Annotated in this window: 20 protein-coding genes; 17 read left to right on the top strand and 3 right to left on the bottom strand. The window is 64.7% G+C overall.

Annotation, left to right across the window (positions count from 1 at the left end; genetic code table 11):
* Positions 1-165 precede the first annotated feature (165 nt).
* Positions 166-1,092 (bottom strand): PHP domain-containing protein, encoded by a 927-nt coding sequence (locus tag BMG00_RS02325; RefSeq protein WP_093469868.1) that lies wholly within the window; start codon positions 1,090-1,092, stop codon positions 166-168.
* A 101-nt stretch (positions 1,093-1,193) separates the two neighbouring features.
* Between BMG00_RS02325 and BMG00_RS02320 the strand changes: the two genes are divergently transcribed.
* The 5 genes from BMG00_RS02320 (at position 1,194) to BMG00_RS02300 (ending at position 5,576) form a co-directional block, all read left to right on the top strand.
* Positions 1,194-1,781, top strand: a complete 588-nt coding sequence (locus tag BMG00_RS02320; protein WP_078573270.1) for a tetratricopeptide repeat protein — start codon at positions 1,194-1,196, stop codon at positions 1,779-1,781.
* Positions 1,782-1,946: 165 nt separating this feature from the next.
* Positions 1,947-2,567, top strand: coding sequence for a 30S ribosomal protein S4 (gene rpsD, locus BMG00_RS02315; protein WP_078530662.1), 621 nt, complete (start codon positions 1,947-1,949; stop codon positions 2,565-2,567).
* 383 nt (positions 2,568-2,950) lie between these two features.
* On the top strand, positions 2,951-4,048 hold the full coding sequence (gene hisC, locus BMG00_RS02310) for a histidinol-phosphate transaminase (protein WP_078530663.1): 1,098 nt from the start codon (positions 2,951-2,953) through the stop codon (positions 4,046-4,048).
* A complete protein-coding gene (locus BMG00_RS02305; protein ID WP_078573269.1) occupies positions 4,045-4,971 on the top strand; it encodes a prephenate/arogenate dehydrogenase family protein in 927 nt (308 codons plus the stop codon). Before hisC ends, BMG00_RS02305 begins: the two co-directional genes overlap by 4 nt.
* Positions 4,968-5,576: an extensin-like domain-containing protein gene (locus BMG00_RS02300; protein ID WP_078573268.1), complete on the top strand. Its 609-nt coding sequence runs from the start codon at positions 4,968-4,970 to the stop codon at positions 5,574-5,576. Before BMG00_RS02305 ends, BMG00_RS02300 begins: the two co-directional genes overlap by 4 nt.
* Here the strand turns inward: BMG00_RS02300 and BMG00_RS02295 are convergent.
* A complete protein-coding gene (locus tag BMG00_RS02295) occupies positions 5,564-6,619 on the bottom strand; it encodes a DUF2125 domain-containing protein (protein WP_158521668.1) in 1,056 nt (351 codons plus the stop codon). The two genes, BMG00_RS02300 and BMG00_RS02295, sit on opposite strands and share 13 nt — an antisense overlap.
* Before the next feature lie 51 nt (positions 6,620-6,670).
* Here BMG00_RS02295 and BMG00_RS02290 point away from each other — a divergent pair, with 51 nt between their 5' ends.
* The 12 genes from BMG00_RS02290 (at position 6,671) to BMG00_RS02235 (ending at position 22,994) form a co-directional block, all read left to right on the top strand.
* The gene (locus tag BMG00_RS02290) at positions 6,671-7,219 is read left to right on the top strand and encodes a gamma-glutamylcyclotransferase (protein ID WP_211274110.1); all 549 of its coding nucleotides are present in this window, start codon (positions 6,671-6,673) and stop codon (positions 7,217-7,219) included.
* Positions 7,220-7,275: 56 nt separating this feature from the next.
* Positions 7,276-8,475 (top strand): biopolymer transporter ExbB, encoded by a 1,200-nt coding sequence (locus tag BMG00_RS02285; RefSeq protein WP_078573266.1) that lies wholly within the window; start codon positions 7,276-7,278, stop codon positions 8,473-8,475.
* Positions 8,476-8,478: 3 nt separating this feature from the next.
* A complete protein-coding gene (locus tag BMG00_RS02280) occupies positions 8,479-9,870 on the top strand; it encodes a peptidoglycan -binding protein (protein WP_078530668.1) in 1,392 nt (463 codons plus the stop codon).
* A 938-nt stretch (positions 9,871-10,808) separates the two neighbouring features.
* Entirely contained in the window at positions 10,809-12,161 is a 1,353-nt protein-coding gene (locus BMG00_RS02275; RefSeq protein WP_078530669.1) for a sigma-54-dependent transcriptional regulator, read from the top strand.
* Positions 12,162-12,164: 3 nt separating this feature from the next.
* A complete protein-coding gene (locus tag BMG00_RS02270) occupies positions 12,165-14,105 on the top strand; it encodes a sensor histidine kinase (RefSeq protein ID WP_078573265.1) in 1,941 nt (646 codons plus the stop codon).
* A gap of 247 nt (positions 14,106-14,352) precedes the next feature.
* Positions 14,353-16,074 (top strand): OFA family MFS transporter, encoded by a 1,722-nt coding sequence (locus tag BMG00_RS02265; RefSeq protein WP_078530671.1) that lies wholly within the window; start codon positions 14,353-14,355, stop codon positions 16,072-16,074.
* A 65-nt stretch (positions 16,075-16,139) separates the two neighbouring features.
* Entirely contained in the window at positions 16,140-17,024 is an 885-nt protein-coding gene (locus tag BMG00_RS02260) for a LysR family transcriptional regulator (protein ID WP_078573264.1), read from the top strand.
* An 89-nt stretch (positions 17,025-17,113) separates the two neighbouring features.
* A complete protein-coding gene (locus tag BMG00_RS02255) occupies positions 17,114-17,590 on the top strand; it encodes a formate dehydrogenase subunit gamma (RefSeq protein WP_078573263.1) in 477 nt (158 codons plus the stop codon).
* Positions 17,587-19,095, top strand: coding sequence for a formate dehydrogenase beta subunit (locus BMG00_RS02250; protein ID WP_078573262.1), 1,509 nt, complete (start codon positions 17,587-17,589; stop codon positions 19,093-19,095). Before BMG00_RS02255 ends, BMG00_RS02250 begins: the two co-directional genes overlap by 4 nt.
* Entirely contained in the window at positions 19,092-21,986 is a 2,895-nt protein-coding gene (gene fdhF / locus BMG00_RS02245; protein WP_078573261.1) for a formate dehydrogenase subunit alpha, read from the top strand. The genes BMG00_RS02250 and fdhF overlap by 4 nt, the downstream gene beginning before the upstream one ends.
* Positions 21,983-22,801, top strand: a complete 819-nt coding sequence (fdhD, locus tag BMG00_RS02240; protein WP_078573260.1) for a formate dehydrogenase accessory sulfurtransferase FdhD — start codon at positions 21,983-21,985, stop codon at positions 22,799-22,801. The genes fdhF and fdhD overlap by 4 nt, the downstream gene beginning before the upstream one ends.
* Positions 22,791-22,994, top strand: a complete 204-nt coding sequence (locus BMG00_RS02235) for a formate dehydrogenase subunit delta (protein WP_078573259.1) — start codon at positions 22,791-22,793, stop codon at positions 22,992-22,994. Before fdhD ends, BMG00_RS02235 begins: the two co-directional genes overlap by 11 nt.
* A 977-nt stretch (positions 22,995-23,971) precedes the next feature.
* Here the strand turns inward: BMG00_RS02235 and BMG00_RS02230 are convergent.
* Entirely contained in the window at positions 23,972-25,471 is a 1,500-nt protein-coding gene (locus BMG00_RS02230) for a replicative DNA helicase (RefSeq protein ID WP_078530678.1), read from the bottom strand.
* Positions 25,472-25,678 lie beyond the last annotated feature (207 nt).

The following is a 25,678-nucleotide window of genomic DNA, read 5'->3' as shown; positions in this document are numbered from 1 at the left end:
TCCGCCTCCCGGCGCGGCCTCTCGCGGCGCAGTCCGGGGCAGGATGCGCCGCCCGGTACGCGTCCTGTTAGCGTTATCATGGAGCGGTTGACGGCGGCGAACAGGGGGCGCGGGATCAACTCTGATCGCGCGGGACTGACGAAGGGGTGAAGGTGGCGTGAGGGCTCAGGCGGTCTCGCGCCAGATCGGGTTCGACCAGGCGCGCTTGCCCGCCGCGTCGATCACCGAGACCCGGATCCAGGGCGAGCCGTTGAAGCGCGACAGCGGCACTTCGGTTTTGGTGAGCGAGGTTCCGTGCTTGGCGACCGCCGCGATGCCGTGACCTTGCACGATGACCGAAGCCACCGCCGAGCTTTCCACCGTGATCGTCTTGCCGTCCCAGCTGATCTGGCGCAACTCCGGCCCCTGGCTCGAATAGTAATGGCCCGATTTGAGCGCGTCCAACAGCGCCTCGGGGGTGTTCGCTTCGGCCCCTACCATCACCCAGCCGCCGAAATGGTCCGGCTCGGTGAAATGCGCGTCATCCGTGGCGATCAGGTTGAGCCGCTTGCCCTCGGACAGCAGCAGGTCGAGCGTATGGAACCCATCCGCCCGGTCGCAGCCCATCGCGCAGCCGTGGTTATAGGTCTCGACCGCGTGCGCCGCCTCGATCGAGCGCGCGTCATTCATCGTCATCCCCGACCATTGCGGATGGGCGATGGCGACGAAAGCGCCTGCCTCGACCGCGCGCGCGGCGATCTCGGGGCCGCTTTCCATCCCCTCGACGGGGCGGAAATGCGGCGCGTCGCCCGGGGCGAAATCGGCAGGCAGGCCCACGGCGAGGATATGCCACAGCTCGCCGTTTTCCATCGGGCCGGAATGCAGCTCGGCCCCGAGGATCGTCGTGAAGCTGTCATCGCGAAAATCCACTGTATCCGCGATCGGGTAGTTGAAGAGGCCGATGAAGTGATCGGTGAGCGCGAGGAAGTCATAGCCTTCCGCCTTGTAGCGGCGGCAGACTTCGGCCGGTTCGAGGCAGCCATCCGAAAGCGTCGAATGGGTGTGCAGGTTGCCGCGCCAGAAGGGCAGGGCGGTGTCGAACATCTTCTGCATCGGGGTCTCCGGTCTCAACTCGCGCGTCTAGTGACAGCGCCGCACGACAGGCTTGTGACAATCCTCTCGCATCCGCAACGATTCTCGGGAAAGCTTCGGTCATGAGCGGATTGGCGAAACTCGGGCATCTGATTGCCGCGCAGGATTGGGCGGGGGCCGAGGCGGTCCTGCGCCACGAAGCCGCGCGCGAGGATGCACCCGCACCGATCTTCTACGATCTCGCGAAGGTCCTGGAGGCGGCCGGCCAGCCCGGGGAGGTGGCCGATTGGCTGACCCGCGCGATCGCCCGCGACCCCGGTTATGCCGTCGCCTGGTTCGATCTGGGCCGCGTGCGGCTCGCCATCCGGCAGCCCGAGGAGGCGCGGGCGGCGTTTGCGAAGGCGCTCGCGCTTGATCCGCAGAACGCGGATGCGGCGCGCCAGCTGATGCGGCTTGCGTTGCGGCTGGGTCATTGGGAAGAGGCGTCCAATGCGGCGCATCGTCTGGGCGCAGAGCCGGAGGCGCTCGCGACCCGCTACCGCGCGGCGTGCGAGCTGGGGCATCTGGAAGAGGCCGACCACCTGCGCAACGCGCTGCTGCATGATCCGGCCAATCGTGCTACGGCGTTCGAGGCGTTGAGGCGAGTCGCCAGGACGGATGCGCCGACGAACCCGTCGGGCCTTGGTGAAAACGGCGCGCAGGACGGTTGACACCCCCATCGCAGCCTGTATAAGCCCGCCATCCCGGTAACGAGAGTTGCCGGGGTTATTCATTGGTGTTGGTGGACCTCGCAAGGGGAAACCTGTCGCCCGAAGCCCGGATAGGGTGGACGGAGGAGGACAACGCCCTTCGAACTTTAAAGAAGGAGATCAGAGATGACGAAACGCACCTCTGCCAAGTACAAGATCGACCGCCGCATGGGCGAAAACATCTGGGGCCGCGCCAAGTCGCCGGTCAACCGCCGCGAATACGGCCCCGGCCAGCACGGCCAGCGCCGCAAGGGCAAGATGTCGGATTTCGGCACCCAGCTGCGCGCCAAGCAGAAGCTCAAGGGCTACTATGGCGACCTCACCGAGAAGCAGTTCCGCCGCATCTACGCCGAAGCCGAGCGTGTGAAAGGCGACACCGGTGAAAACCTGATCGGTCTGCTCGAGCGCCGTCTCGACGCGCTGGTCTACCGCGCCAAATTCGTGCCGACGATCTTCGCGGCGCGTCAGTTCGTGAACCACGGCCACGTGCTGGTGAACGGCAAGAAAGTGAACATCCCCTCGTACCGCCTGAAAGAAGGCGACGTGGTCGAAGTCCGCGAGAAGTCGAAGCAGATGGCTCTCGTTCTCGAAGCCGTGCAGTCGGCCGAGCGTGACGTCCCCGACTACCTCGAAGTCGACCACAACAAGATGACCGCGAAATTCGTGCGCACCCCGGCCCTGTCGGACGTGCCCTACGCGGTGATGATGGAACCGAACCTCGTCGTCGAATTCTACGCGAAGAACTGATCTCTCAGTCTTCGCCGAAGTTCAGGAAAGGCCGCGCCGCAGGGTGCGGCCTTTTTCCTTTGGCGAGACTGGCCGATCACCTGTGCGCGGGTCCGCCGCAACGCGGCCCGGCCAGTGCCCGACCGCCCTCTCGGACGGGCGCTTTCGTTCCCAGTGCGCGGATCAAGCCTGTCCGGATCTGTCAGGGATCAAGCGATGATCTCCAAAGTCGGGCGCCCACCCGGCGATCGGGTCCAGCCCTGCGCAGGGCCGGGCGGTCGTTCTGTGACCCGCTTTCCTCGTCCACCCGTTGCACCCTTGCCGCGCCTCGCGAACGGGTGATCTTCTGACTAGCCCTGAGCGGACGGTGAGGATAGAACTCGGGCAAGATTCAGGAGTGCCCCATGACGACGCATATTCGCCCCCAGCCCGGTATTATGGACATCGAGCTCTATCAGGGCGGTGCGGCCCATGTGGCGGGGCGCACCGATGCGGTGAAGCTCAGCTCGAACGAGAACCCCTTCGGCCCTTCCGACAAGGCCAAGGATGCATTCGCGAAATGTGCGCATTCGATGCACCGCTATCCCTCGACCGATCACGCGAAACTGCGCCAGGCGATCGGCGATGTGCACGGGCTCGATCCCGATCGCATCATCTGCGGCGTGGGCTCCGACGAGATCATCCACTTCCTTTGCCAGGCCTATGTCGGCCCGCGCGACGAAGTCGTGTTCACCGAGCACGGCTTCCTGATGTACCGCATTTCGACCAAGGCGGCCGGCGGCACCCCCATCGAGGTGCCCGAGCGTGAGCGCACCACCGATGTCGACGCGATCCTCGCGGCCTGCACGAAGAAGACCAAGCTCGTCTTCCTCGCCAACCCGAACAACCCGACCGGCACGATGATCGGGCTAGCCGAGCTGGAACGGCTTGCGACCGGCCTGCCGAAAGGCGCGCTTCTGGTGATCGACAGCGCCTATGCCGAATATGTCGAGGGCTATGATGGGGGCGCGGAGCTTGCGACACGGCTGCCCAACGTCTTCATGACGCGGACCTTCTCGAAGATTTACGGTCTGGGTGGCTTGCGCGTGGGCTGGGGCTATGGCGATCGCGAGGTGATCGACGTGCTCAACCGCATTCGCGGGCCGTTCAACCTGTCGACCGCGCAACTCGAGACCGCCGAGGCGGCGGTGCGCGATCAGGACTGGGTCAACAAATGCCGCGACGACAACACGCGCCTGCGTGCCTGGCTGGCCGAGGCGCTGGCCGAAAAAGGCGTTCCGTCAGATACATCCACGGCGAATTTCATCCTCGCGCGGTTCGCCTCCGAAGAGGAAGCGTCGGCCTGTGACGAATATCTGAAATCCGAAGGGATCATCGTGCGGCGCGTGGCCGGCTACAAGCTGCCCAACTGCCTGCGAGTCACCGTGGGCGACGAACCGTCGTGCCGTCGGGTCGCGCATCTGATCGGGGTGTTCAAGGCCGGGGGCGCGACGGGCGCATGAGCGTGATCTACCAGAAGGTCGCGCTGATCGGGCTGGGGCTGATCGCCTCATCGATGGCGCGCGCGATGCGCGAGAAGGGCCTCGCGGGCGAGATCGTGGGCCATGCGCGCTCGGCCGAGACGCGCGAGACCGCGCTCGAAATCGGTCTTGTCGATGCGGTCTACGAGAGCGCCGCCGAAGCGGTGGAGGGCGCCGATCTGGTGGTGCTTTGCGTGCCGGTCGGTGTGATGGGCAAGATCGCCGCAGAGATCGCCCCGCATCTGGCGCCCGGTGCGACCGTGACCGATGTCGGCTCGGTCAAGCGCGCGGTGATCGACGCGGTCGGTCCGCACATCCCCGAAGGCGTACATTTCATCCCCGGTCACCCGCTGGCCGGGACCGAGCAATCGGGTCCGCGCGCGGGTTTCGCCACGCTCTTCATGAACCGCTGGTGGCTTTTCACGCCGCTGGAAGGCACCGACCGGAAGGCGCTCGATCGGGTGAAATCCCTCGTCACGGCGATGGGGGCGAATGTCGATGAGATGGCGCCCGATCATCATGATCTCGTGCTCTCGGTCGTGTCGCACACGCCCCACCTGATCGCCTACACGATGGTCGGCGTGGCAGATCACCTTCGTCGTGTAACACACGAGGAAGTCATCAAATATTCGGCCACGGGTTTTCGAGACTTCACCCGGATCGCGGCCTCTGATCCGACGATGTGGCGCGATGTGTTCCTAACCAACAAGGAAGCCACGCTCGACATCCTGGGCCGCTTCACCGAGGAACTCTTCATGTTGCAACGCGCGATCCGCATGGGCGATGGCGATATGCTGCACGACTATTTCACCCGCACCCGCGCGATCCGCCGCGGCATCATCGAGGCGGGGCAGGATACGGACGCGCCGGATTTCGGTCGCGCCGTGCCGAAAAAGGACGAATGAGGGGCGCGCCCATCATCGGCCTCGCGGCGCTGATGGCGCTCGGCTCCTGCGGGCGGGGCGGCGAAGAGCGGCTTACAGCGCGCTATTCCTCCTCGGGCGAGCTTTGCGGAATCGCAGGACTCGAAGGGCAGGAGATCGCGCCGATTGATGGGGCCGGTGCCTGCGGGATCGCCAATCCGGTTCAGATCACCGCCGTGTCCGGCATTCGCCTCACGAGCCCCGCGCGGGTCAATTGCACCACGGCCAAGGCCTTCAAGCGCTGGGTCGATCGCGGCATCAAGCCTGCGGTCGGAAAGCGTGGGGGCGGAATCGAGTCGATCCGCATCGCAGCCTCCTATGCCTGCCGGAGCCGCAATTCGCAGCGCGGCGCGAAACTGTCGGAACATGCGAAGGGCAACGCGATCGACGTCTCGGGCGTGATCCTGCGCGACGGCTCGACGCTCAGCGTGCTCAACGACTGGCGCAAGGGGCCGGTGATCAAGCGGATGCACAAATCGGCCTGCGGGCCGTTCGGAACTGTGCTCGGGCCGAAATCGGATCGTTTCCATCAGGACCACATCCATGTCGATGTGGCCAGCTATCGCTCCGGCCCCTACTGCCGCTGAGCGAGGAATTGCGGGGCCGCGCCGAGCGGGATGGGCCCGAGGCTCATCAGGCCGTTATGAAAAACCATCGGCACTTCGAGCGCATTGCCCGGGTCGTTGGCCGCCATCATCGTGCCGACCGTGCGCAGCACCTTCACCTCGTCCTTGCCGATCATGCCAAGCCCGCGCGCGATGTCGATCCAGTTTTTCCATGAGGCCGAGCGGATCATGATCGTGCCTTCGGGATAGCCGCTCGGGTCGATGGTCAGATCGCCCTTGGCCGAGAGATCGTTGCCGCCCCAGCTCAGGGACAGATCGCTCACCGAGAACGTCATCAGACCCGGTAGACCTTCCTGGGCGGCGGCCTGGGTGATCGGCGCGCGCAGTCCCGCGATCGCGTCGAGATGCAGCCGGGCGACGGTTGCCGGCAGGCCTGCCTTGGGGGCCAGTTCCTTCGCAAGATCGGGCGGCAGCGTCAGGTTCACCGCCTCCGCGCCAAGCCGGTAGGCGGCAGCGGGCATCACCAGGCCGCTTGCCTCGGCGGCCCCCTTGAGCGCGCCCTGCGCCTTGTCCTCACGCGATATCGCCAGCCGGATCTGGTCGGCGGCAAGCGTCGGGGCGGTGCCCGTATCGGGTTTCAGAACCGGATTGCTCAGCACCGCGATCGCCTCTTCGAGCGGCAGCGCGGTCGAGTAGCCCACCGTCGTTGAGGCGCGCATATCGGCAAGGTCGAGCGTGTAGCTCCGATCCCCGAGGGTGATCGTCTGGCCCGAGGGCAGATAGGCGATCAGCTCATTGGGCGCATATCCCAGCGCGAACAGCTGCGCGAAGGGGGCTTTCCAGCTCCACGCGCCGTTCCGGTCACGCAGCTCGGGCTTGTCGAAGGTCAGATCGAAGCGCGAGGGAAAACCCGCCAGGGACACCGACTGCGCATCGCCCCAGCCCTCGGAACGCGCCTGCACGATCATCGCCTGCGCGCCTTCCTCGATCTTGCGCGCGCCAAAGAACCAGTAGCCCGCATAGGCGAGCGTCGCGATCACCACCAGCCAGATCAGTTTGCGCATTGCCCGCGGCCTCTTTGCAAATCCTTCGCCCTCCATGTAAGGGCTGATCGCATGCAGGACCAGTCACACGACGAAACGATCTGGATCTTCGGCTATGGCTCGCTGATCTGGGATCCGGGGTTTGACCCGGCTGAACGGGTTCTCGCCCGCGCGCCGGGCTGGGAGCGCAGCTTCTGCCTGCGTTCGCTCGTGCATCGCGGAACGCCCGAGGCGCCGGGTCTGGTGCTGGCGCTCGATGCGGGGCAGGGCGATTGCGCGGGGCTCGCCTTTTCGGTCCGCGCGGGGCAGGAGGCCGAGGTGATGGCCTATCTGCGCAAGCGCGAGCTGGTAACCTCGGCCTATCTGGAGACCCGCGTGGCGCTCGATCTGGCGGACGGACGGCGGGTCGAGGCGGTGACCTACGTGATCGACCGCCACCATGACCAGTATTGCGGCGGGCTGACCCATGACGAGCAGGCCGCGATCATCTCGCAGGCACATGGCGGGCGCGGGCCGAATCGCGACTATCTGTTCAATACGGCGGCACATCTGCACGAATTGGGGATTCCCGATCCGCATCTTGATGCGCTGGCGGCACGGGTTCGTGAACTGTCGCGATAGGCCTTGGCGAAATGCGAAGCCCCCGCTAGGCTCTGGCCAAACAGGCAAGAGGGGCAATGATGCAAGAGCCGATCCGGCTAGAGCCGCAATTTTCGCAACCCGTACGGCAGGTGCTGCTGATGTTGCTGGTGCTCGGGCTCGTGGGGGCCGGAGGCTATTTCGCCTATTCGCGCATCTTCCCGATTTTCCTAGCAAATCCCTGGCTCAACGGGGTGATCGCCGCCGTCTTCGTCTTTGGCATCCTCGCCTGTTTCTGGCAGGTGGTGCAACTGGTGCAGGCGGTGAACTGGATCGAGAGCTTCGCCGCCGACCGCCCCGGCCGCCCGCAGGTGCGCGCACCTTCCGTGCTGGCGCCGCTCGCGGCCCTTCTTGGCTCGCGCGAAGCGCGGCGCGCGGTGTCCTCCTCCTCTGGCCGCTCGATCCTCGAATCCGTTGCGACCCGGATCGACGAGGCGCGCGACATCACCCGCTATATCGCGGGCCTTCTGATCTTCCTCGGCCTGCTGGGCACCTTCTACGGGCTTGCGACCACGGTGCCCGCGGTGGTCGAGACGATCCGCGCCCTCGCCCCGAAAGAGGGCGACAGCGCGATGGGCGTCTTCGACAATCTGATGACCGGGCTCGAGGCGCAGCTCGGCGGCATGGGCACGGCGTTCTCCTCTTCGCTTCTGGGGCTTGCGGGCTCGCTGGTGGTGGGGCTGCTGGAGCTGTTCGTCAGCCACGGCCAGAACCGGTTCTACCGCGAGCTGGAGGAATGGATTTCCTCGATCACCCGGCTGTCCTTTACCGCGCTCGAAGGGGGCGATGGCGAGGGTTCGATGGTCGCGGGCGTGCTCGATCACATGGCCGAGCAGATGGAGCAGATCCAGACGCTCTTCGTGCGCTCGGATGCGGGGCGCGTGCAGACCGAGGCGCGCATTGCCCATCTGTCGAACGCGATCCACGACCTGTCCGAGCGGCTCGGCGCCGAGATGGATGCCCGCGCGCGTCAGCAGAATGCGTTGCAGATAATGGCCGACGGGCAGGAGCGGCTGATCGCCTCGCTCGACCGGCTGGCCGCGCGCACCGAAGAAGGCGCGCCCGAGGCCGAGGCGCTGATGGAGACGCGGATGCGGTTGCGCTCGATCGATCAGCAGATGATGCGGATGCTCGAGGAAATCTCGGCGGGCCGGCAGGAAAGCATGGCCGATCTGCGCCACGATTTCGCGGCTCTCACCCGCGCCATTCTCGGCTACAAGCCACGTATCGAGGAGTGATCCATGGCGCTTGCCCGCCGCAACTCCGGCCGTTTTTCCACGAATATCTGGCCCGGCTTCGTCGATGCGATGACGGCGCTCCTGCTGGTGCTGATGTTCGTGCTGTCGATCTTCATGATCGTGCAATCGGTGCTGCGCGACACGCTGACCACGAAGGAAGGCGAGTTGACCGCGCTCAACGAGCAGGTCGCGAACCTCGCCCGGGCGCTGTCGCTCGAACAGACCCGGAGCCAGACGCTGACGGGGCAGCTTGAGAATGCGCGGGACAAGGCCGATCAGCAGCAGACCCTGATTGCCACGCTCACCTCGCAACTCGAGACGCGGCAGGCAGCGCTCGATACCGCCAACCAGAAGATCACCGAGTTCGAGGCCCGCGTCGCCCAGCTGATCGGGGAACGCAATGCCGCGCAGGCCGATGCCAGCGCCAAGGCCGACGAGATCCGGCTGAGCAAGGAAACCATCGCCGATCTGCGCGACAAGCTGACGAAATCGGGCGAAGAGGTCGCGGCGATGACGCTTCAGCTCGAAGAGGCGCGCAAGCAGGCCGAGGACACGCTGACCCTTCTGGCCGCTGCCCAGGTCGCGAAGAAGGATCTGCAAGCCCAGCTCGACCAGCAGCTCTCCGAGGCCGAAAAACAGGCTGCGCTGAAGCTCACCGCTCAGCAGGCGCTCGAGAAACAGACGCAGATCTCGGACGATGCGGCGAAGAAGGTGGCGCTTTTGAACCAGCAGGTCGCGGCGCTGCGCAGCCAGCTCGCGCAGCTGCAAAACGTGCTCGACGAGGCGCAGCAGAAGGATTCCGAGGCCAAGGTCCAGATCGACAATCTCGGCCAGCAGCTCAACGCCGCCCTCGCGCGGGCCGCCGCCGAGGAAAAGAAACGCGCCGATCTCGAGGAGGCTGCGCGCAAGAAGGCCGAGGCCGAGGCGAAGGATCTGCAGAATTACCGTTCGGAGTTCTTCGGCCGCCTGTCGCAGCTTCTGCGCGGCAAGGAAGGCGTGAAGGTCGAGGGCGACCGCTTCGTCTTCTCCTCCGAGGTGCTCTTCGCGCCCGCCTCCGCCACGCTCTCGGATGCGGGCCGCGCGCAGATCAAGCAGGTGACGGGGTTGCTCGATCAGCTCAGCGGCGAGATCCCGAAGGACATCCCCTGGATCATCCGCGTCGACGGTCATACCGACGCGACGCCGCTCTCGGGTCAGGGAGAGTTCAAGGATAACTGGGAACTCAGCCAGGCCCGCGCGCTCTCCGTGGTGAAATACATGGTCGAGGCTTTGGGCTTCCCGCCCGAACGGCTCGCGGCGGCAGGCTTCGGCCAATACGATCCCGTCGATACCGCCGACACGCCCGAGGCACGCGCCAAGAACCGCCGGATCGAACTGAAGCTGACCGAGCGCTAAGGCGGAGGTCGGGGCAGGGGGCGCTGCGCGACCGATCGTGTTCAGCTGAAAGGCTCCGCTGCCGCAATCGGGGGGCAAATGGCTTGATCCCGCAGGCTCCTCTCGGCCTCGCCGACCATGCCAATGAGAACGGAAAAGGGCGCGGAATGCACCGCGCCCTTTTTCTGTGTCTTTCCTGTGATTTAGGGCCGTCAGCCTTCGTTGATGTTGGCCGGTTTCCTGAGCAAAGCGCTTGCAACGCCTTCGTCGTCACGGTCGGTGCGGCTCCCGTCGATCCGCTGCGCGATCTCGTCGCGCATCACGTCCGGGCAGTCGAGAGTTAGCGATCCGCTTGGCGTTCGCGAGTGTGGCGGTTTCGCTGAGCAGGCAGAGAAATTCGACTGGCTTGGGAGCGCCCGTCAGCTGGGCCAAGACAGTCTCGAGGCTCGTGAAGAGCGCTTTATTCGCGCGGTCGTGCTCCCGGTGCCGGTATCGGCGCATAGCGCGAGACCAACATCCAGTGAGCCGCGTGAGCAAGATACCACGCCGAGGGGCGTCGACGAGAGAGGGGGGCAACCCGCTTGGGCGCGCCACAGAAACCTTCCCGCGAAACGCTCCAAACTGAACCGGAACCGGCGCGCACAAATCCCCTTCCTCACAAGCTTCGTCGGTTCGAAACGGACTTCAGCGAGCGCGGCACCTGGCGCTTGATAGGCTCCCTTGATCAGAGGACCAGACGCAAGCGGATCGAAGCGGTCTTTCTCGTTGTCCTGGATTTCCGAAGCGCGGTGTGCCGAAGCCGACTTTCGCTGCGGAAAGTAAAGCTCTCCATTCAAGGCGCCCTTGAAAAAAGTAATGCCAGCCTTGAATTTCTGGCCGCTTGGCGCAAGGGATACACTGTGCGGGAGAGTTTGCAGGACTTTGCATAGTCTTCTGACCGCAGCAACTGGGAGGTGTTCATGCTGCAAGCGCCCGGAGACGGGACCGATCCGCTCAGGGCGGCTCGTATCCTTATCGTTGATGACGAGCCGGGGATGCGGCATTTCCTTGTGAACACGCTGCATCCTCTCTCAAGACATGTCGACAGTGCAGAAGATACCCGCGCCGCCGAAGCGATGCTGGCGGCGCGCCAATACGACGTAATGGTGCTCGACAATATCATGCCAGGGCAGAAAGGCCTCGACTGGCTTCAGGAACAGCGCTCCAAGGGCGGCTTTACCGACACGATCCTGATCACGGCCTACGCGGACCTGCAGACGGCGATCGACGCGATGCGTGCGGGAGCCTCGGACTTCCTGGTCAAACCCTTCCGGTCGAACCAGATCCTGAACGCGTTGCGCAAATGTCTGCAACTGGCGCAGTTGAAACGCGAAAACGCGCTTTTGCGGCGGGAGCTGGATACCGTCGCCAGCGGCAATCGCCGCAAGGAGCTGATCGGGGCCTCGCCTGTCATTGCCGAGGTCCGTGCGCTGCTGGAGCGCGTGGCACCACTGTCCACGCCGGTGCTGATCACGGGGCCATCCGGGTCGGGCAAGGAGGTCGCCGCGCGCCATCTGCATGGTCAGTCCGGGCGCGGCGCATCCCCGTTCGTCGCGATCCAGTGCGGCGCGATTCCGGCCGACATGATCGAGTACGAATTGTTCGGTCATGGAGCCGGGGCCTTTCCTGGCGCACAGGGCGGGCGCGAGGGTTTGCTCGCGCAGGCTTCCGGCGGGACCGTTTTCCTTGACGATGTCAGCGAGTTGAGCGCAAACGCGCAGACAGCGCTTCTGCGCGTGCTCGAAGACGGCGTGATCCGACCCATCGGCACCGGGCGCGACGTGCAATTGGACCTGCGCTTTGTCATCGCGTCCAGCAAATCGCTGCAAAAGGCCGTGCAGGCGGGTCATTTCCGCGAGGACCTGCTGTTTCGCATCAACGTCATCGACGTGGCCATGCCTCCCCTCAAGGATCGCGGCACCGATGTTCTGGACCTCGCCGAGCTGTTCCAGGCCGAGATCGCGGCAGCGCTCAACCTTCCGATGGTCGAGATGACCTCTGCCGTGCGGTCTGCCATGCTGCGCCATGACTGGCCCGGAAATATTCGCGAGCTGCACAATTTCGTCGAACGGGCGCTGATCTTTGGGCGGTTCCCGCTGGAAACGCTCGGGCACGCCGTTGCGCCAGGTGAAATTGCGCCACTGGAGGAGATGGAAAAGCGCGAAATTCTTCGTGCTCTCGAGGCGCTTGGCGGCAACCGGGCCGAGGCCGCGCGGCGATTGGGTGTCTCGCGCAAGACGATTGACCGAAAATGTGCGACTTGGGGGCTGTAGGTGATGTCGCGCCTGCCCAAGGCCTTGCGGTCCGTCCGGGTGCGCCTCCTGGTGATCGCGCTGCTGCCGATGCTGGTGCTCTTGCCGGTTCTGCTGGGCGGCACCGTCTGGCGCTGGTCGGGCAAGGTGGACGCAATCCTGCTCAACAAGGTCACCGGCGACCTGACCATCGCGGATCAATACCTCGGACGGCTGATCGAAACCTCTGGTGAGCGAGTCGATGCCGTCGCGCGCTCTGTGGCGATGCAAACCGCGCTCGACGGCGGTACAATCGACGCCTTCCTGGAGCAGGAGCGCGCTCGGCTCGGGCTCGATTTCCTGCATGTCACGCGCGACACGACCTGGCCTGTCATCCGAGATGCGCTTGACGGGAAGTGGCAAAGCACGATCGACGTGTTCGATGCGGACATGCTGGCAGGGCTATCCCCCGGCCTGGCTACGCGAGCCGAAATTCCCCTGGTCCCCACCCGCGGCGCGGTGCCCACGGAGCGCACCGTCGAGGCGCGCGGCATGGTCATTCATTCAGCCGCGCCGCTGACCCTTCCGGACGGAACGCGGGCAGCGTTGGCGGGAGGCGTCCTGCTGAACCGAAACCTCGGCTTCATCGATACGATCAACGCGCTTGTCTACCGCGCCGAAAGCCTGCCCGAGGGCAGCCAGGGCACCGCGACGCTGTTTCTGGATGACGTGCGCATTTCCACCAATGTCCGCCTGTTCGAGAATGTCCGCGCGCTGGGAACCCGGGTCTCTGCCGAGGTCCGCGCGCAGGTTCTGGGCGAAGGCCGTATCTGGCTGGATCGCGCCTTTGTCGTCAATGACTGGTATATCTCGGCCTACGAACCTATTCGCGACAGTTTCGGAACGCCGGTCGGGATGCTTTATGTCGGCTTTCTCGAAACGCCCTTCAGCGCGGCCAAGCGCAATTCGGTCATCACGCTGAGCTTGGCATTCCTGTTCATCGCGCTGGCGTCGGTTCCTGTTTTCCTGCGGTGGGCGGGGCATATCTTTCGCCCTCTCGAAGGGATGACCCGCACCATCGACCGGGTCGAAAGCGGCGATCTGGGCGCGCGCAACGCACCGGTCGATATGGATGGCGAGATCGCACAGGTCGCGCGACATTTCGACAGCCTGCTCGACCGGCTCGAACAACGCGACCGCGAGCTGCGACAATGGGGCGAGACGCTGGAGCATCGCGTGGACGAGCGCACCCGCGAATTGCGCGAGGCCAACCAGCGACTGGAACAGACCACCGAACGCCTGATCATATCCGAGAAACTGGCCGCTGTGGGCGAGATCACCGCTTCTGTCGCGCATGAAATCAACAACCCGGTCGCGGTGATCCAGGGCAATCTGGACCTTGCGCGCAGCAACCTTGGAGAAGACGGGCGCCGGGCCGAAGAGGAGTTCCGCCTGATCGACGATCAGGTCTATCGCATCGGCGTCATCGTCTCGAAGCTGCTGCATTTCGCGCGGCCAGAGGAATATTCCGGCGCCGACAGGTTGGTGGACCTGTCGCAAGTGGCCCGAGATTGCCTTGTCTTGACCCGGCACCAGATTCAAGCGGCGGGCATCACCAGCATTGTTGAGACCAAGTGCACGTCGCAAGTGCACATGTCGCGGACAGAATTGCAGCAAGTCGTCGTCAACCTGATCCTGAACGCAGTCCACGCCATGCCCGGCGGCGGGACACTTCGCGTGGCCACGACCGAGGCGTCCGGCGAGGTCATCCTGAGCGTCGAGGATACCGGCACCGGCATCGACCCGTCGGTGCTGCCGCGCATCTTCGACCCGTTCTTCACCACCAAGCAGGCGCAGGGCACGGGGCTGGGCCTGTCGATCAGCCAGCAGCTCGTGAGTCGCGCCGGCGGGCGGATTTCCGCGAGCTCGACGCCCGGGCGTGGCAGCCGGTTCGAAATCGTCCTGCCCGTCGCGCGTACCGACTGAACCGGACGCAATGACCAGATTTCGTCCTCCCGCGCCGAGCGGGTCGAGACAAAATGTCCAGTTTATTCGGGGGTGGAGCGGGCTTGCGGGACATAATGATCTCGCAAGATCTTGATATATATAAATAATCTTCTTGACAACGCAAGGGCTGAATTGCCTGCTTCTGCCGGGGCATGCCATCGCATGCCGCCGGAGCGGCCCGGGGAGGAGACCGGGGCGTTCTGTCAAGACCATGGGAGGAAATTACATGAGCAACGCTTCTGGCGGGGCGCTGGGCTTTTTGCACAAGAGCCGCATCGTCGCCGAACCCGGTTTCAACCGCTGGCGGGTTCCGCCGGCATCCATCGCCATTCACCTGTGCATCGGCTCGGTCTACGCCTGGTCGGTGTTCAACCCGCCGCTGACGCGCGCGCTTGGCGTGGTCGCGCCCGCCGCCGATGACTGGTCGCTGAGCTCGGTCGTCTGGATCTTCTCGGTGGCGATCGTTTTTCTGGGCCTCGCCGCGGCCTTCGCGGGCAAGTGGCTGGAAGAGGTCGGGCCGCGCATGGTCGGCGTGGTGGCCGCGTTCCTGTGGGGCGGCGGCTTCATCATCGGCTCGTTCGGCATCGCCGCGCATCAGCTGTGGCTGATCTACCTGGGCTACGGCGTGCTGGGCGGCTGCGGGCTGGGGCTGGGCTATGTCTCGCCGGTCTCGACGCTGATCCGCTGGTTCCCGGACCGGCGTGGCATGGCGACGGGCATGGCGATCATGGGCTTCGGCGGCGGCGCAATGATCGCGGCCCCGGTGAAGGGCTGGCTGCTGGGCGTGTTCCAGAAGGCCCCCGACTTCCTCGGCGCGCAAGACGCCGTCGCGACCGTGGTCGAGAACGGCCGCGTCTTCGCCGAGACCGCCGCGGGCAAGGTCGAGGTCGTCGTGGCCAGCGCCGCGCAGGCCGCGAGCTTCGGCGGCGATGCGGGCGTCTATGTCGTGGGCACCGGCAATACGGGCGCGGCACAGACCTTCATGACGCTGGGCATCGTCTATTTCATCGTCATGATCCTGGCCTCGTTCCAGTATCGCGTTCCGGCCGAGGGCTGGAAGCCCGCCGGATGGGAGCCCAAGCCCGTCGCCTCGGGCATGGTGTCGCAAAACAACGTCCATATCGACCAGGCTCTGAAGACGCCGCAATTCTGGCAGATGTGGGTGATGCTGTGCTTCAACGTGACCGCCGGTATCGGCGTGATCGGAGTAGCCAAGACGATGATGTCGGAAATCTTCGGCTCGGTGATGCCTCTGGTAGTCACGGCGGCGTTCGCCTCGACCTACGTGCTGATGATCTCGGTCTTCAACATGGTGGGGCGCTTCTTCTGGGCGTCGACTTCGGACTACATCGGTCGCAAGGCGACATACATGTGCTTCTTCGTTTTGGGCACTATCCTGTACCTGTCGATCCCCTATTTCGCCTCCGCCGTGGCCACCACCCCGGCAATGATCTACCTGATCGGCTTCTACGCCGCGACGATGATCATCTTCTCGATGTACGGCGGCGGGTTCGCGACGATCCCGGCCTACCTCGCCGACATGTTCGGAACGATGCATGTGGGCGGCATCCACGGGCGGTTGCTGACGGCGTGGTCCACCGCAGGCGTGCTGGGGCCTCTGGCCATTACCTCGCTGCGGCAGATGTCGGTGACGAACGCGATCCAGAATCTGGCCGCCAAGGTCGACCCGGCGGCCTTTGCCGAGAAATTCGGCGCCCCGTTGACGCAGTTGGATCAGCTGGTCGCGGCCAAGACCGTGACCATCGCCAAGCTGATGGAAATTGCGCCTGACGGCACGATCGACCCGACCCCGTCGCTCTACAACACCACCATGTATTGCATGGCGGCGCTGCTGGTCGTGGCGTTCTTTGCCAACCTGCTGATGAAGCCGGTCAAGGAACACCACCACCATGACGAACCCGAACTGCAAGCCGTTCCGGTTGAATGACAGATCGGGCCGGGGCGTATGTTGCGCCCCGGCCTTCCAAGCAAGCGCCGCAGGAAAGACCGCCGATGCTGGACAAGCTGGAAATGTTCATCGCGCTGGCCAAGGAAGGACATTTCGGACGTGCGGCCGAACGGTTGAACATCGCGCAGCCGACGCTGTCGGCCGGGATCAAGCAGCTGGAGGCGCAGCTGGGCGTGCAGCTGGTACATCGTGGCTCGCGGTTTGGCGGTCTGACGCCCGAGGGCGAGACCGCTTTGTCCTGGGCCAAGCGTATCGTCGATGATGCGCGCCGATTGCACGACGAGGTGCGGATCCGGCGGCAGGGGCTGACCGGCGAAGTGCGGCTGGCGGTGATCCCCACAGCGCAGACCTGGGCCGGGCGACTGTGCACCGCGTTTGCGAAGCGTCATCCGGGCGTGCGCTTCACCATCCTGTCGCGCAACTCGCGCGAGATTCTGCAGATGCTCGACGATTTCGAGGCAGATGCCGGGATCTCCTATCTGGAGAATGAGTCTCTCGGCCGGCTCGATGCCGCCGAACTCTATGACGAAAGCTATATTCTCGTCTGTGCCCGCAATTCTCCGTTTGCGAGCAAGACCAAGATGGCCTGGTCCGACCTGGACGGGCAGACGCTGGCGCTGCTGACACCTGACATGCAGAACCGGCGGATCATCAACCAGCTCTTTGCCGAAAGCGGCGTGACCCCGGCGACCTGCATCGAGTCGAATTCCATCATCGCGCTGGTGGCGAGCGTGGCGTCGGGCCATTGCATGACCGTCCTGCCCAAGGATGTGGCCAGCTTTGTCGCGGGCGGCAAAGACGTGGCACTCGTGCCGCTCGAAGGCGCGTCGCGGCGACAGAAGGTTGCGCTTATCCTGCCGCAACGCGACCCGCGCACGCCCGTCCTGTCTGCGCTTCTGGAAGAGGCGCGGCGCCTGCCCGCCGGTTGATCCAAAACCTCTATCGCCTCACGGAACGCCGTTATTGATCGCTGCCCCCCACCGTGTGCCAAGGTATGCCAAATTGGAGGACGACAGCCATGGCCCACCCTGCCACAGTTATTGACGGCGAAGAGATCGCTCGGATCGTTGACGCCCACAGCGCCCTCGAAGGGCCGCTTCTGCCGATGCTGCACGCCTTGCAGGAGGCGTTCGGACATGTCCCCGCGCAGGCTCATGCGCCGATCTGCGATGCCCTGAACATTACCCGCGCCGAATTGCACGGCGTGATCACCTTTTACCATGACTTCCGCGAAAAGCCCGCCGGGCGTCATGTGTTGAAAATCTGTCGCGCCGAAGCCTGCCAGTCGGTCGGTGGCGCGGCGGTGGCCGACGCGCTGCTGGCCAAGCTGGGGCTGGAGTGGCACGGAACCACCTCTGATGGCGCCGTGACGATCGAGCCGGTCTATTGTCTTGGCATGTGTGCCTGCGGGCCCGCCGCGATGGTCGATGACCGTGTCGTGGGCCGCGTCGATGCGGCGAAGCTGGAAAAGCTGCTGGCGGAGGTGGGCGCATGAAGGTTTACGTTCCCATGGACAGCGCGGCCAAGGCGCTGGGGGCCGAGGATGTGGTTGACGCCCTGCGCGCCGCCGCCCCCGAGGCAGAGATCGTCCGCACCGGCTCGCGCGGGATGATCTGGCTGGAACCGCTGGTCGAGGTCGAGCTGGACGGCGTCCGCCTCGGCTTCGGCCCGGCAGAGCCGTCAGATGTGCCGGGCATCCTCGATGGCAGCAGCGCCAAGGCGCTCGGCCCGGTCGAGGATCTGGACTGGATGAAGCGCCAGACCCGCCTGACCTTTGCCCGCGTCGGCGTGATCGACCCGCTGTCGCTGTCCGATTACCAGGCGCATGGCGGGCTGACCGGGCTGCGCCGCGCACTTGCCATGACCGGGCAGGAGATCGTCGACGAGGTCAAGGCTTCCGGTCTGCGTGGCCGCGGCGGAGCGGGCTTCCCCACCGGCATCAAGTGGCAGACCGTGCATGACGCTGACGCGCCGCAGAAATACATCGTCTGCAATGCCGACGAGGGCGACAGCGCCACCTTCGCCGACCGGATGCTGATGGAAGGCGACCCCTTCACCCTGATCGAAGGCATGGCCATTGCCGGGATCGGTGTCGGTGCCACGAAGGGCTATGTCTACCTGCGCTCGGAATATCCCGACGCGATCGCGGTGCTGTCCCGCGCGGTCGAGATCGCCCGCGCCGAGGGTCTGTTGGGCGGTGATGTGCTTGGCTCCGGCCGCGCCTTCAACATGGAGATCCGCAAGGGCGCGGGGGCTTACGTCTGCGGCGAGGAAACCTCGCTGCTCAACTCCCTCGAAGGCAAGCGCGGCGTCGTGCGCTCCAAGCCGCCGCTGCCGGCGCTCGAGGGCTTCCTTGGCCGCCCGACCGTGGTGAACAACGTGATCTCGCTGGCGACCGTGCCGGTGATCTTCGAGAAGGGCGCGCAGTTTTACGCAGATTTCGGTCTGGGGCGGTCTCGCGGGACAGTGACGTTACAGATCGCGGGCAACGTGGCGCAGGGCGGCCTGTTCGAGACCGCTTTCGGCATCAGTCTCGGTGAGGTGGTCAACGATCTTGGAGGCGGCACCGCCTCGGGCCGTCCGGTCAAGGCGGTGCAGGTCGGCGGACCGCTCGGTGCCTATATGCCGGTCAGCAAGTTCGACACACCGCTAGGCTACGAGGAATTCGACACCGCGGGCGGGCTGATCGGCCATGCGGGCTTGACCGTTTTTGATGACACGACCGACATGCTGGGCATGGCGCGCTTCGCCATGGAATTCTGCGCGGTCGAAAGCTGTGGCAAATGCACCCCCTGCCGGATCGGCGCGGTGCGCGGGGTCGAAACCATCGACCGCATCGCGCAGGGCGACGCCGACGCGCTGCCGCTTCTGACCGACCTGTGCGAAACGATGAAGGACGGCTCGCTTTGCGCATTGGGGGGCTTTACCCCGTTCCCGGTCATGTCCGCGCTCACCCATTTCCCCGATGATTTCGCTCGCCTGAAGGAGGCCGCAGAATGAAGGATTTCATCATTCCAGACGATCGCGACATGGGCACACCTGCCAGGACAGGCAATCCGGTCACCCTGACGATCGATGGGTTCGAGGTCACCGTGCCCGAGGGCACGTCCGTTCTGCGTGCGGCTGCCGAAATCGGCATTCAGATACCCAAGCTGTGCGCGTCTGACAATCTCGAGGCTTTCGGGTCCTGCCGCCTGTGCGCCGTGGAAATCGAGGGGCGGCGCGGCACGCCGGCCTCGTGCACGACGCCGGTTGCGCAGGGCATGGTCGTGGACACAAACTCCGCTAAGGTGCGCAAGATCCGCAAGGGCGTGATGGAGCTTTATATCTCCGACCACCCACTGGACTGCCTGACCTGCGCGGCCAACGGCGATTGCGAATTGCAGGACATGGCTGGCGCTGTCGGCCTGCGCGACGTGCGCTACAAGGCGCCGGAAAACCGCGGGCTGGCCAACCATTTCGAGGCACGAAACACCAGTGGCGAGACCAATCCCGAATGGCTGCCCAAGGACGACTCGAACCCCTATTTTAGCTACGATCCATCGAAATGCATCGTCTGCAATCGCTGCGTCCGTGCGTGCGAAGAGGTGCAGGGCACCTTTGCGCTGACCATCGCCGGGCGCGGATTTGACAGCCGCGTATCCGCGGGCGGGGCCGGCGACGACTTCCTGTCTTCGGACTGTGTGTCCTGCGGTGCTTGCGTGCAAGCTTGCCCGACCGCAACCTTGCAGGAGAAATCCGTGATCGAGATGGGCACGCCGGATCGGTCCGTCGTGACCACCTGCGCCTATTGCGGCGTGGGCTGTTCGTTCAAGGCCGAGCTGCAGGGCGACGAGCTGGTCCGCATGGTCCCCTACAAGCACGGCAAGGCGAACCGTGGGCATTCCTGCGTCAAGGGCCGGTTCGCCTATGGTTATGCCAATCACCGCGACCGCATCCTGAACCCGATGATCCGCGACACGATCGAAGAGCCGTGGCGCGAAGTCAGTTGGGACGAGGCGCTGACATTTGCCGCGAACCGCCTGCGAGGCCTTCAGGACAAGTATGGCAAGAAGTCCATCGGCGTCATCACCTCCAGCCGTTGCACGAACGAGGAAACCTTCCTCGTCCAGAAGCTGACCCGTGCGGTCTTTGGCAACAACAACACCGACACCTGCGCGCGCGTCTGCCATTCGCCCACCGGCTACGGTCTGGGCCAGACCTTTGGCACCAGCGCAGGGACACAGGATTTCGACAGCGTTGAGCAGACTGACGTGGTCATCGTCATCGGTGCGAACCCGACCGACGGCCACCCGGTCTTTGCCAGCCGCCTGAAAAAGCGCCTGCGCGCCGGGGCCAAGCTGATCGTGATCGACCCGCGCCGCATCGACCTGGTGAAATCCGCGCATATCGAAGCCGCGCATCACCTGGCCCTGACACCGGGCACGAACGTCGCCGTCGTCACCGCGCTGGCGCATGTGATCGTCACCGAAGGCTTGATGGACGAGGCGTTTATCCGCGAACGCTGCGACTGGGACGCATTCCAAGTCTATGCCGAGTTCGTCTCGGACGCCCGGCACAGCCCCGAGGCGACCCAGTTTCTGACCGGCGTTCCTGCCGAGGAACTGCGCGCGGCGGCCCGCACCTTTGCCCGCGGCGGTAACGGCGCGATCTATTACGGGCTGGGCGTGACCGAGCATTCGCAGGGCTCGACCACTGTCATGGGGATCGCCAACCTCGCCATGCTGACCGGCAATATCGGCCGTCCCGGCGTGGGCGTGAACCCGCTGCGCGGCCAGAACAACGTGCAGGGATCGTGCGACATGGGGTCGTTCCCGCATGAGCTGCCGGGCTATCGCCATGTGAAGCTGCCCGAGGTGCGCGAGATCTTTGAAACCACCTGGGGCGTTCAGATCGACCCGGAACCCGGCCTGCGCATCCCCAACATGCTGGACGCGGCCGTCGAAGGCAGCTTCAAGGGGCTCTATTGCCAGGGCGAGGACATCCTGCAATCCGACCCTGACACCAAACATGTGGCGGCCGGGCTTGCTGCGATGGAATGCGTCATCGTGCATGATCTCTTCCTGAACGAGACGGCGAATTACGCGCATGTCTTCCTTCCCGGATCGACTTTCCTCGAAAAGGACGGGACGTTCACCAATGCCGAACGCCGCATCAACCGCGTGCGTCGGGTCATGGCCCCCAAGAACGGCTATGCCGACTGGGAAGTGACGCAACTCCTGGCGAACGCCATGGGGGCAGGGTGGACCTATACCCATCCGAGCCAGATCATGGACGAGATCGCTGCGACGACGCCGTCTTTCGCGGGCGTGGACTATGCCCTTCTGGAAGAAAAGGGCTCCATCCAATGGCCCTGCAACGAAGACCACCCCGAAGGCACGCCGCTGATGCATGTCGACGGCTTCGTGCGCGGCAAGGGGCGCTTCATCGTCACCGAATATGTGGCGACTGATGAGAAGACCGGCCCGCGCTTCCCGCTGTTGCTGACCACCGGGCGCATCCTGTCGCAATACAATGTGGGCGCTCAGACCCGGCGCACCGACAACGTGGTGTGGCATGACGGCGACGTGCTGGAGATCCACCCGCACGACGCCGAGAACCGAGGTCTGAACGATGGCGACTGGGTTAGGCTGGCCTCGCGGTCGGGCGAAACCACGTTGAAGGCAAAGGTGACGGATCGCGTCAGTCCCGGCGTGGTCTACACCACCTTCCACCATCCCGATACGCAGGCCAACGTCATCACCACCGACTATTCCGACTGGGCCACCAACTGCCCGGAATACAAGGTGACGGCGGTGCAGGTCTCGCCCTCGAACGGGCCGACGGACTGGCAGGAGGATTACGCGGCTCAGGCCGAACGCTCGCGTCGCATCCTGCCCGCGGCGGAATGACCATGCGGGCGCATGTCAGCACGCCGGGCCGGGCGCATCATTCCGAGGGGTCGCACGTCATCCACCGTGCGCTGCCCGAGGAGGTGCCGGTCGCGCTGGTTTTCAACGGCACGACGCAGGCAGTGATGATGGCGACGCCCGCCGATCTCGCGGACTTCGCGCATGGCTTTGCTCTCACCGAGGGCATCGTCACCGATCTGGCGCAGGTCGAGGAATTCGAGATCGTCGAACATGCCAATGGCATCGAGGCGAGATTTTGGCTGAACGACGATTGCGCCAAAGCGCTGGAAAAGCGGCGTCGGACCATGGCCGGACCGGTCGGCTGCGGCCTGTGCGGTATCGACAGCCTCGATCAGGCGCTTCGGTCGGTGCCTCGCGTCACGTCGGATCTGCGCCTGTGCGTGCAGGACGTGGCCCATGCCACGGAGGCGCTGCGCGACCACCAGCGTCTGCACGATCTGACGCGCGCCACCCACGCCGCCGGGTTCCTCTTGCCCGGTTCTGCGGTGATGCCGACCCGTGAGGACGTCGGCCGCCACAATGCGCTGGACAAGCTCATCGGGACGCTCGTGCAAACCGGCATTGATCCGGGCCGCGGCGCAGCCGTGATGACCTCCCGGCTGTCTGTCGAGCTGGTCCAGAAATGCGCCTTCGCGGGCATTCCGATCCTGATCGCTGTCTCTGCCCCCACCGGCGCCGCCGTGCGCCTGGCCGAGCAGGCAGGGATCACCCTTGCCGCCTTCGCTCGCGGCGGGGGGTTCGAGCTTTATTCCCATCCAAATCGTATCCATGACGAGGCCGCAGATGTCGCCTGACAAGATGATCCGAATGGCGAACCAGATCGCCACCTTCTTCAAGACCCAGCCGGGCGAGGATGCCCCCGCCAAAGTCGCCGCGCATATCTCCGATTTCTGGGAGCCGCGCATGCGTGCCCAGTTGCGGGACTATGCAGCCGCAGGCGGCACCGGGCTGGACGACATTGTCATGAAAGCGGTCCCGCTGGTCTGATTGCCCCGACCGGCATCTTTGTCGAGAGCCGGTCTGCGTCGAGCCTGCGAATGCTGGCATGCTTGTCTGGAGCCCTTGATGGAGCCTCCCTTTAAGGTCGCCGCGTTCCTGGTTCGCTTGCTCGATACATATGCTGCAGTGACCGTTGAATAGCCGCTTGAATGGCCCCCGAACCTGCCGTTGGTATGGTCCCGTCAATTGCCAGCCCGTATCGGTGGTCAAAAGTCAGCTTCCGCCGTAAGGCAGTCATCCGCTTGCGCTCGCACCGAATGCGCGGAATCTGCCCAATCCGAACGCGCGTGCATTGCTCAGGCGAGCGCTAAGATAGGCCCTTTCGTGAACGCCTTTCCGACCGCTTTGAACCGCGGATGGCAGTTTTTGGGTGATCGCGTTTCCTCGGCCTGACCGATGAATCCAGGTTCCTTGGTAGAACTTCGATTCCAGGGAGCTTGCCATGACATCCGCCCCCATTCCCGCCGCCAATGATAGACCCGATGAAGCGACGATCGTGCCGCCAGCCTGCAACGCGATCGCCCGGCCGCCGGCGCGCGCAGTTGTCCGGGATCTCGCGAATACGATCCCCGCCAACTGCCCCACCCCGCCTCAGAAGGAGAAAGCACAATGACGAAACGCGTCGCGATCTAGGCTCGCTACAGCTCGGGTCTCCAGAAGCAAACGTCGATCGACGATCAGTTCGCGAGGGCGGAGCGGTTCGACAAGGAGCGCAGCTGGGTGGTGACCCATCGTTTCACGGACCACGAAAATCGGGCCAGAATACCCGCCGTGAAGGGTTTCAGGTGCTGTGCGCAGCTCCCTGCGCAAATGATCGGCGAGCACACGCGCCGGGATATGGTTCAGGGGCTCACCCGGAAACGGCTTCACACGAGCGCCTACGGCTACCACAGGCGTGTCGGCGCCGAGATCTTCACCGATCTCGGCGCTTTGCTTTTCGCGGGGGGCAGCGCCCTCGACCTGCCTCAGAACCCCTCGGCGCCGTCGCCCTGCCAGGGCTTCGCGAGATCGGAGAAGCGGGTGAACTGGCTTTCGAAGGCCAGTTCCACCGTGCCGATCGGCCCGTGACGCTGCTTGCCAAGGATTACTTCGGCCTTGCCGTGCACGCGCTCGGCCTTCTGCATCCATTCCGCGAATTTCGGGTCGTCTTCCGGCGGCTTGAGACGCTCGTGATAATATTCGTCGCGATAGACGAACATAACGACGTCGGCATCCTGTTCGATCGAGCCGGATTCGCGAAGGTCGGAGAGCTGCGGGCGCTTGTCCTCGCGGCTTTCCACCGTCCGCGACAGCTGCGACAGCGCGACCACGGGGATGTTGAGTTCCTTCGCGATGGCTTTCAGACCCATCGAGATCTCGCCGATTTCCTGCACGCGGTTATCGCCGCGCCCGGAGCCGCGCAGCAGCTGAAGGTAGTCCACGATCACCACGTCGAGCCCATGGGTCCGCTTCAGGCGGCGGCAGCGCGCCGCGACTTGGCCGATCGGCAGAGCAGGGGTGTCGTCGATATAGAGCGGGCAGGTTTCCAACGCCTTTGCCGCCTCGACGAAGCGGCGGAATTCGCTTTCGGTCATGTCGCCGCGGCGGATGCGCTCGGAGGGCACTTCGGAGGCTTCCGACAGGATCCGGGCCGCCAGCTGTTCGGCGCTCATTTCCAGCGAGAAGAACCCGACCACGCCGCCTTCGATCGCGCCCTCGCTGCCGTCATGACGCCGGCCGCGCTTGTAGGCCTTGGCGATGTTGAAGGCGATGTTGGTCGCAAGCGAGGTCTTCCCCATCGAGGGACGGCCTGCGAGGATCAGCAAGTCGGACGGGTGGAAGCCGCCGAGTTTCTTGTCGAGATCGCGCAGCCCCGTCGAGACCCCCGCGAGCCCCCCGTCGCGCTGATAGGCGGCATTGGCCGATTGCACGGCCTCGGTCACCGCCGAGAGGAACGAGGTCCAGCCTTTCTGCGCCTGACCCTCTTCGGCGAGGTTGTAAAGGCGTTGTTCGGCCGCCGCGATCTGCTCTTTCGGGTCGTCGTCGATCTGGGGCTTGCCCGCGCGCGAGGAAATGTCCTGACCCAGTTCGATCAGCCCGCGTCGCACCGCCATCTCGTAGATCATCAGCGCATAGTCGCGCGCCGCATAAGCGGAAATTGCGGCCCCCGCCAGACGCGCGAGATAGGCCGGCCCGCCCAGTTCCTGAAGGCCCGCATCATCCTCGAGATAGGCTTTCAGCGTGACCGGCGAGGCCAGTGCGTTCTTCTGGATCTTCGCGGAAGCGACCTCGTAGATGCGCTGGTGGACCGGCTCGTAGAAATGCTCCGGTTTGATGACGGCGGCGATCCGGTCATAGATGTCGTTGTTGGTCAGGATCGCGCCAAGAAGCTGTTGCTCGGCCTCGATATTGTGAGGCAGCGCGGTGCCTTCTGCGGGCAAATTCCCGGGCTGCCCCTCTTCGGGCCGTTGTGCCTGATCGTTCATGTCCCTGCCTCGAAGTCCCCGCCCCGTTCGAGCTTCTTCTAAGCCCTCGGACGCGGATTGGGAATCTGGATAAGTCCGGGGAAAACCCCGGTGTTTCACTGCAAGTTACGGCATTTCTGGTGTGTCGTCCGGGTCGAGCCTACCACATCTCGGTAAAATTCTCGATGCCCGAGATTCGTGCCGGAAATGCTCCACAGAACATCCACA

Source organism: Thioclava marina, assembly GCF_002020135.1.
GTDB lineage: Bacteria > Pseudomonadota > Alphaproteobacteria > Rhodobacterales > Rhodobacteraceae > Thioclava > Thioclava marina.
Note: the sequence above shows the minus strand (reverse complement) of the source record. Positions and strands in the feature narration are given on the sequence as shown.